This window comes from Pantoea sp. GM_Pan_4, assembly GCF_026541005.1.
Classification (GTDB): domain Bacteria; phylum Pseudomonadota; class Gammaproteobacteria; order Enterobacterales; family Enterobacteriaceae; genus Pantoea; species Pantoea dispersa.
The window spans coordinates 100,714-106,713 of the sequence record NZ_JALNUZ010000015.1 but is presented as its reverse complement, the minus strand read 5'-3'; the positions used below and the strand labels follow the sequence as shown (position 1 = coordinate 106,713).

Below are 6,000 nucleotides of genomic sequence, written 5' to 3'. Positions count from 1 at the left end.
TGACCCTACAGGTATGAATCAGCATATTTGCAGGGGCGTCATTCATGGCGACCGTTAAACACACCCGTACTATCCTTTAAGCCGGCGATGTCCGCTTAACGCTGCGCTTCGCCGCCTAACGCTTCCACCAGATTGCTGATCAATGCCGCCAGCTCGCTGGTCATCAGAATGAAATCGGCATCAAAACGCTGGGCGAAATCATCGCGATCGATATCGTCATTCTGCTCGCGCAGCGTGTCGCTGAATTTCAGACGCTTCACCGAGGCGTCATCGGCGATCACCAGCTGAATACGCTCCTGCCAGTCGAGCGCCAGTTTGGTGACCACTTTACCGGCTTCGATGTGGGTGGCGATCTCGTCGGAAACCAGATCCTGCTTTTTACAGCGGATCACGCCGCCATCTTCCAGTATCGCCTTCAGCTCAGCCTCGTCCATCAGGGTGAAACCCGCCGGCAATTCACCGGAGCGCACCCATTCGGTCAGCGTCAGCTCAATCGGATTTTCCAGCGTCAGCGGCACCACCGGCAGCGAGCCGAGGCTCTTACGCAGCAGCGCCAGCGTATCTTCCGCTTTCTTCGCGCTGGCGCAGTCGACGATGATCAGATTATTGACCGTGTCGATCCACATAAAGGTCTGACTGAAACGGCTGAAGGCACGCGGCAGCAGGCTGTGCAGCACTTCATCTTTCAGCGAATCCTTTTCGGTCTTTTTCAGCTTGCGGCTCTGTTCCGCCTCCAGCTTCTCAATTTTGGCTTCCAGCGCCTGCTTCACCACCGGCGACGGCAGAATTTTCTGCTCGGTGCGGGCGCAGATCACTATCTGACCGTTAATCACATGCGTCAGCGCTTCGCTGCGGTTGCCCATCGGCGAGACCCAGCCGGTTTTGGCCATGTCCTGGCTGCCGCACGGCGTGAAGGTGAAGGCGTCGAGCTGTTTTTCCAGATCGTCTGCGGACAGCGGGATGTCCCGATTCAGACGATAAACCATCATATTTTTAAACCACAACATCAGGATTCCTTACCGTGGGTGCGATCGGGCGCACAAGTCTAAAACAGTCAGCGCGCATGATAGCGAAACATCGGAGTGGTTTCATTGCCTTTCCCGATTCAGCCTTCTACTGTATCTGTCACCTGAACGAATAATGAGGAATAAATCGTGCGTATCGGTATTGATTTAGGCGGCACCAAAATTGAAGTGATTGCGCTGTCTGACCAGGGCGAGGAGCTGTTTCGCCACCGCGTGAATACTCCGCGTGACGACTACGCGGCCACGGTGCAGGCAATTGTCGATTTAGTCCTGCTGGCGGAAGCGCAGACCGGGCAGCAGGGAACGGTCGGTATCGGCATTCCCGGCACGATTTCTCCTTATACCCAGCGGGTAAAAAATGCTAACTCGACGTGGCTCAACGGACAGCCGCTGGACAAAGATTTGGCGCGTGCGCTGAATCGTGACGTGCGCATCGCCAACGACGCGAATTGCCTGGCGGTTTCCGAAGCGGTTGATGGCGCAGGCGCAGGCCAGCCGCTGGTGTTTGCGGTGATCATTGGCACCGGTTCCGGCGCAGGTGTGGCCATCAACGGTGAATCACGCATTGGCGGTAACGGTAACGCAGGCGAGTGGGGTCACAATCCGTTGCCGTGGATGGATGAAGACGAACTGCGCTATCGCGCGGAAGTGCCGTGCTACTGCGGGCTGCAGGGCTGTATTGAGACGTTTGTCTCCGGCACCGGCTTCGCCATTGATTATCAGCGTCTCAGCGGACAGGCGCTGAAGGGCGCGGAGATCATCCGGCTGATCGAGCAGCAGGATCCGGTAGCCGAGCTGGCGATGAGCCGTTATGAAACGCGGCTGGCCAAATCGCTGGCGCAGGTGGTTAACCTGCTCGATCCGGATGTGATCGTGCTCGGCGGCGGCATGAGCAACAACGATCGGCTGTACCAGACGGTGCCGACGCTGATGAAACAATGGGTGTTCGGCCGCGAGTGCGAAACGCCGGTGCTGAAAGCGGTGCACGGTGACTCCAGCGGCGTACGCGGCGCCGCCTGGCTGTGGCCGGTGAAAGGGTAGCGTAACGACGCTTTATGCGTGCTTAACCCCTCTTCCAGCGGAAGAGGGGGCCGAAGCGGGTCAGTTTTGGCTTAACTGACCGGCGTGACACACGATATTGTGCGCATGCAGCACGGCTGGCCGGTTTTCATTCAGTCGGATGGCGGCATAAATATCGATATGCAGATTTTGCGCTTCATCGTCAGCCAGTGCGCGATAACACAACCCTTCCTGATGAAAGGTACATTTCGACTGCGGCATCAGGGCAAAGCCTTTTCCTCGGGCAATGTGTGTCAGCATAACCAGTGAATCATCGGGCTCTTTAACTCTTTTAAGCGGGGTGTGGAGCTGTGAAAACAAGCGTTCACATTTATCGTAGAATGACGGATTGGCGCTTCTGGCAAACCAGAACAGCGGTAAATCACCGATAGCTTCCAGCGAGACTTTTTCTTTCAGGCTGGCCGGATGTCTGGCCGGCATTGCTACCAGCAAAGGCTCACGACCGATCCACTGGTACTGCACGGTATCTTCGTGGCCGGTTGCCCTTTCGCCCGTCAGTACCAGGTCCAGGCGGTTTTTTGCCAGACACTGCAGCAACTGCGCAGACGTCAGATCGGGCGTTTCCACATCGTCGGCGGCGTCCAGTTTCAGCAGTTGCTGGTGAATGGGCGCAATCAGTGCAAAATTCAGCGTGCGGGTGAGGCCGATACGCAGGCGCTTTTCTGAAGAAAGCGAGCCAGGCTTGAGTTCATTCAGCGCCTGAAGGATCTTCTCCGCTTTGATTACCAGCGCCCGGCCAGCGTCCGTCAGACTAACGTCATGGGTGCTGCGGCTAAACAACGGCTGCTCCAGCACGGCTTCAAGGCGCTTAATCTGTCGGGTTAGCGGAGGCTGAGTCATTCTGAGCCGTTCGGCGGCCCGGCGAAAGTTCAGCTCGTGCGCAACCGCAAGAAAGCATTGAAGCTGTTTCACGCTGGGGAGATGGTTGCTGATCAGGTGCTCTGCCGTCGCCATAGAGTCCATCCGGGTAATCAAAGACGTTATTCTACCGCGCGAAAGATCAGCAGGATATGGGGTTAATCGGTCTGGACGCGCAGCAGGCTGGCGGTGCGACGTCAGAAAAAATAACCGGGCGTTACCCGGTTATGGCTTCAGGCATTAATGCTTTTCATCCCTTCCTGAGAATAGCGCTCGCCCCTGATCTCAATATGCTGGTGGATAGCGTTCAGTAAAGCGATATCTGCCTGCTCCAGCACGATATCGGCGGCCTGCGCATTTTCCGCCAGATAGCGGGTCTGTTTCGTTCCCGGAATGGGGATCAGCTTGTCGTACTGCGCCAGTAGCCAGGCCAGCGCAATCTGCCCCGGCGTGCAGCTGTACTTTTCAGCAAGCGGGTGCACCGCGTCAAGAAGCTGGGCGTTATGGTCGAGGCTGGATTGACTAAAGCGTGCATTATTTTTACGGAAATCACCCTCCGCAAAATCGCTGTTATGACGATACTTTCCGGTCAGAAACCCTCTGCCCAGCGGAGAGTAGGGAACTAAACCTATACCCAGCTCTTTCACCACCGGCAGAATCTCAGCTTCGATATCGCGCGTCCACAGTGAATATTCGGTTTGCAGGGCGGCGATCGGGTGGACGGCATGGGCCCGGCGCAGAGTTGAAGCAGAAACTTCACACAGGCCAATGTGGTTGATCTTACCCGCTTTAACGAGGCGGCTCAGGCATTCCATGCTCTCTTCAATCGGCGTAACCTGGCTCACGCGGTGAAGATAGAACAGATCGATGCGCTCAACGCCAAGCCTTTTAAGCGATTCATTACAGCAGCGGGTGATGTAGTCAGGTTGGTTGTTAATCGTCCGGGCATAAGCCTGGTCCGCAGGGCGATCGATTCCGCACTTGGTGGCAATGTTAAACTGCTCACGCGTGGTGTTATCCAGACCGGCAAGAAAGTGGCCAATCAGCCGCTCATTATGGCCCCGCCCGTACATATCCGCGGTGTCGATAAACGTAATATTCAGGTCGATAAGCGTGTGTAACAGCTGCAGTGAAGCGTGGTCGTCTGTCTGGCCATAAAATTCGCTCAGTCCCATGGCACCATAGCCGATCGAACTGACAGTCAGGGTTTGCGATAAATGTCGGGTGTGCATAGTGGCTCCTTTTGTGGTTTTTTTGATTGTTGCACCCCGATTACGCGTAATGAATTGTCATTTTCGTCATGCAAAAAAAGTATCACAGCAGCATGACCGGAGCGGTGCTGTGGTGGGATGGATTTATCGCGTGGGGCAGAAAGAGACGGGTACACAAAGGGCTCTGTGTACCCGCCTCCGTTGCCTGAAGGGCAGGGGCAATGCGTTGCTTACTCGCCGACCAGCATGGAATCCTGCGGTGCGCGCTCGCGCTGGGCTTTGGTGGCAAGGAAGTAAAGGTAGCCGAGCACCATGATCGCCACAAACAATCCGCCGATTACCGGGTTAAACCACAGCATCGCCACCAGACACACCAGCGACAGCACCAGTGCGATGCCCGGTACCAGCGGATAGCCCGGCGCACGGAAGCTGCGCTCCAGATCAGGTGCGCTGCGGCGCAGCTTAAACAGGCTCAGCATACTCATCAGGTACATCACAATCGCGCCGAACACTGCCATGGTGATCATCGCCGCCGTCAGCGTCATGCCCTGCAGATTGATCAGTCCGTCGCTGTAAATGGCGGCGATACCGATGGCACCGCCGGCGATGATGGCGCGGTGCGGCGTCTGGAAGCGCGACAGCTTCGCCAGGCTGGGCGGCAGATAGCCCGCGCGCGCCAGGGCAAAGAACTGGCGCGAGTAGCCAAGGATGATGCCGTGGAAGCTGGCGACCAGGCCAAACAGGCCGATCCACACCAGCATATGCATCCAGTTAGAGTGCTCGCCGACGATCATCTTCATCGCCTGCGGCAGCGGATCGTTGATGTCCGACAGCTTGCGCCAGTCGCCCGCGCCGCCGGCCAGCAGCATCACGCCAATCGCCAGCACCACCAGGGTAAGAATGCCGCTGATGTAGGCTTTCGGGATGGTGCGCTTCGGATCTTTGGCTTCTTCGGCCGCCATGGCCGCGCCTTCAATGGCGAGGAAAAACCAGATAGCGAACGGGATGGCGGCAAAGATGCCGGACAGCGCTGGCATGCCAAAATGATCGCTGCCGGCCCAGCCGTTGGCGGCGAAGTTAGCGACGCTGAAACCCGGCGATACCACGCCCATGAACACCAGCAGCTCCAGCACTGCCAGCACCGTCACCACCAGTTCGAACATCGCGGCCAGCTTCACGCCGAGAATATTCAGCGCCATAAATAACAGATAGGCCCCGACCGCCGCCGTTTTGGGGTTGAGATCGGGATACTGCACGTTGAGGTAGGCGCCAATCGCCATGGCGATGGCCGGCGGGGCGAACACGAACTCAATCAGCGTCGCCAGACCGGCAATCAGACCACCGGTTTCGCCAAATGCCCGACGGCTGTAGGCGAACGGCCCGCCAGCGTGCGGAATCGCCGTGGTCAGTTCGGTAAAGCTAAAAATAAAGCAGGTATAAAGCGTGGCGATCAGCGCGGTGGTGATCAGGAATCCCAGCGTCCCGGCCACGCCCCAGCCATAGCTCCAGCCGAAATACTCACCGGAAATCACCAGTCCAACCGCAATACCCCATAAATGCAGGGTGCCCAGCGTGGGTTTTAGTTTGCCTGTCATCTTCATCTCCCCGTCATGCTTGTTGTGCGGCGTTGGCACCGCGCTATTGTGGGTTTGCGCTACAGTGAAGGGATAATGCCGCTGCCCGGGACGGGAAAACTTGACGCCGGCGCAGTGAGTTTTGTCCTCTGCGGTCAACTCGCTGCCAGAAAAAGCGCTGGCTGTACGCTGCGGTCAACTTTTGCTGTTCTGCGGTCAGGCAGTCAGGACGACCTCATCCCATGCTGATAA

General features: G+C 57.2%; 5 protein-coding genes. 1 reads left to right on the top strand and 4 read right to left on the bottom strand.

The features are described 5' to 3' along the window. Positions 1 to 95: 95 nt before the first annotated feature. Complete coding sequence (gene rdgC / locus OXR61_RS21405) at positions 96 to 1,007, bottom strand: recombination-associated protein RdgC (RefSeq protein WP_021507129.1); 912 nt, start codon at positions 1,005 to 1,007, stop codon at positions 96 to 98. 147 nt (positions 1,008 to 1,154) lie between these two features. Here rdgC and mak point away from each other — a divergent pair, with 147 nt between their 5' ends. Then, positions 1,155 to 2,066 carry a fructokinase gene (mak, locus tag OXR61_RS21400; RefSeq protein ID WP_021507130.1) on the top strand — a complete coding sequence of 304 codons (912 nt, stop codon included), beginning with the start codon at positions 1,155 to 1,157 and terminating at the stop codon, positions 2,064 to 2,066. 60 nt (positions 2,067 to 2,126) lie between these two features. Here the strand turns inward: mak and OXR61_RS21395 are convergent, their stop codons facing one another. The 3 genes from OXR61_RS21395 to eat form a co-directional block, all read right to left on the bottom strand. Next, positions 2,127 to 3,059: a LysR family transcriptional regulator gene (locus OXR61_RS21395; RefSeq protein ID WP_021507131.1), complete on the bottom strand. Its 933-nt coding sequence runs from the start codon at positions 3,057 to 3,059 to the stop codon at positions 2,127 to 2,129. 137 nt (positions 3,060 to 3,196) lie between these two features. Continuing rightward, a complete protein-coding gene (locus OXR61_RS21390; RefSeq protein ID WP_021507132.1) occupies positions 3,197 to 4,195 on the bottom strand; it encodes an aldo/keto reductase in 999 nt (332 codons plus the stop codon). Between the two features lie 209 nt (positions 4,196 to 4,404). Continuing rightward, a complete protein-coding gene (gene eat, locus OXR61_RS21385; RefSeq protein ID WP_031279644.1) occupies positions 4,405 to 5,769 on the bottom strand; it encodes an ethanolamine permease in 1,365 nt (454 codons plus the stop codon). Positions 5,770 to 6,000: the final 231 nt, after the last annotated feature.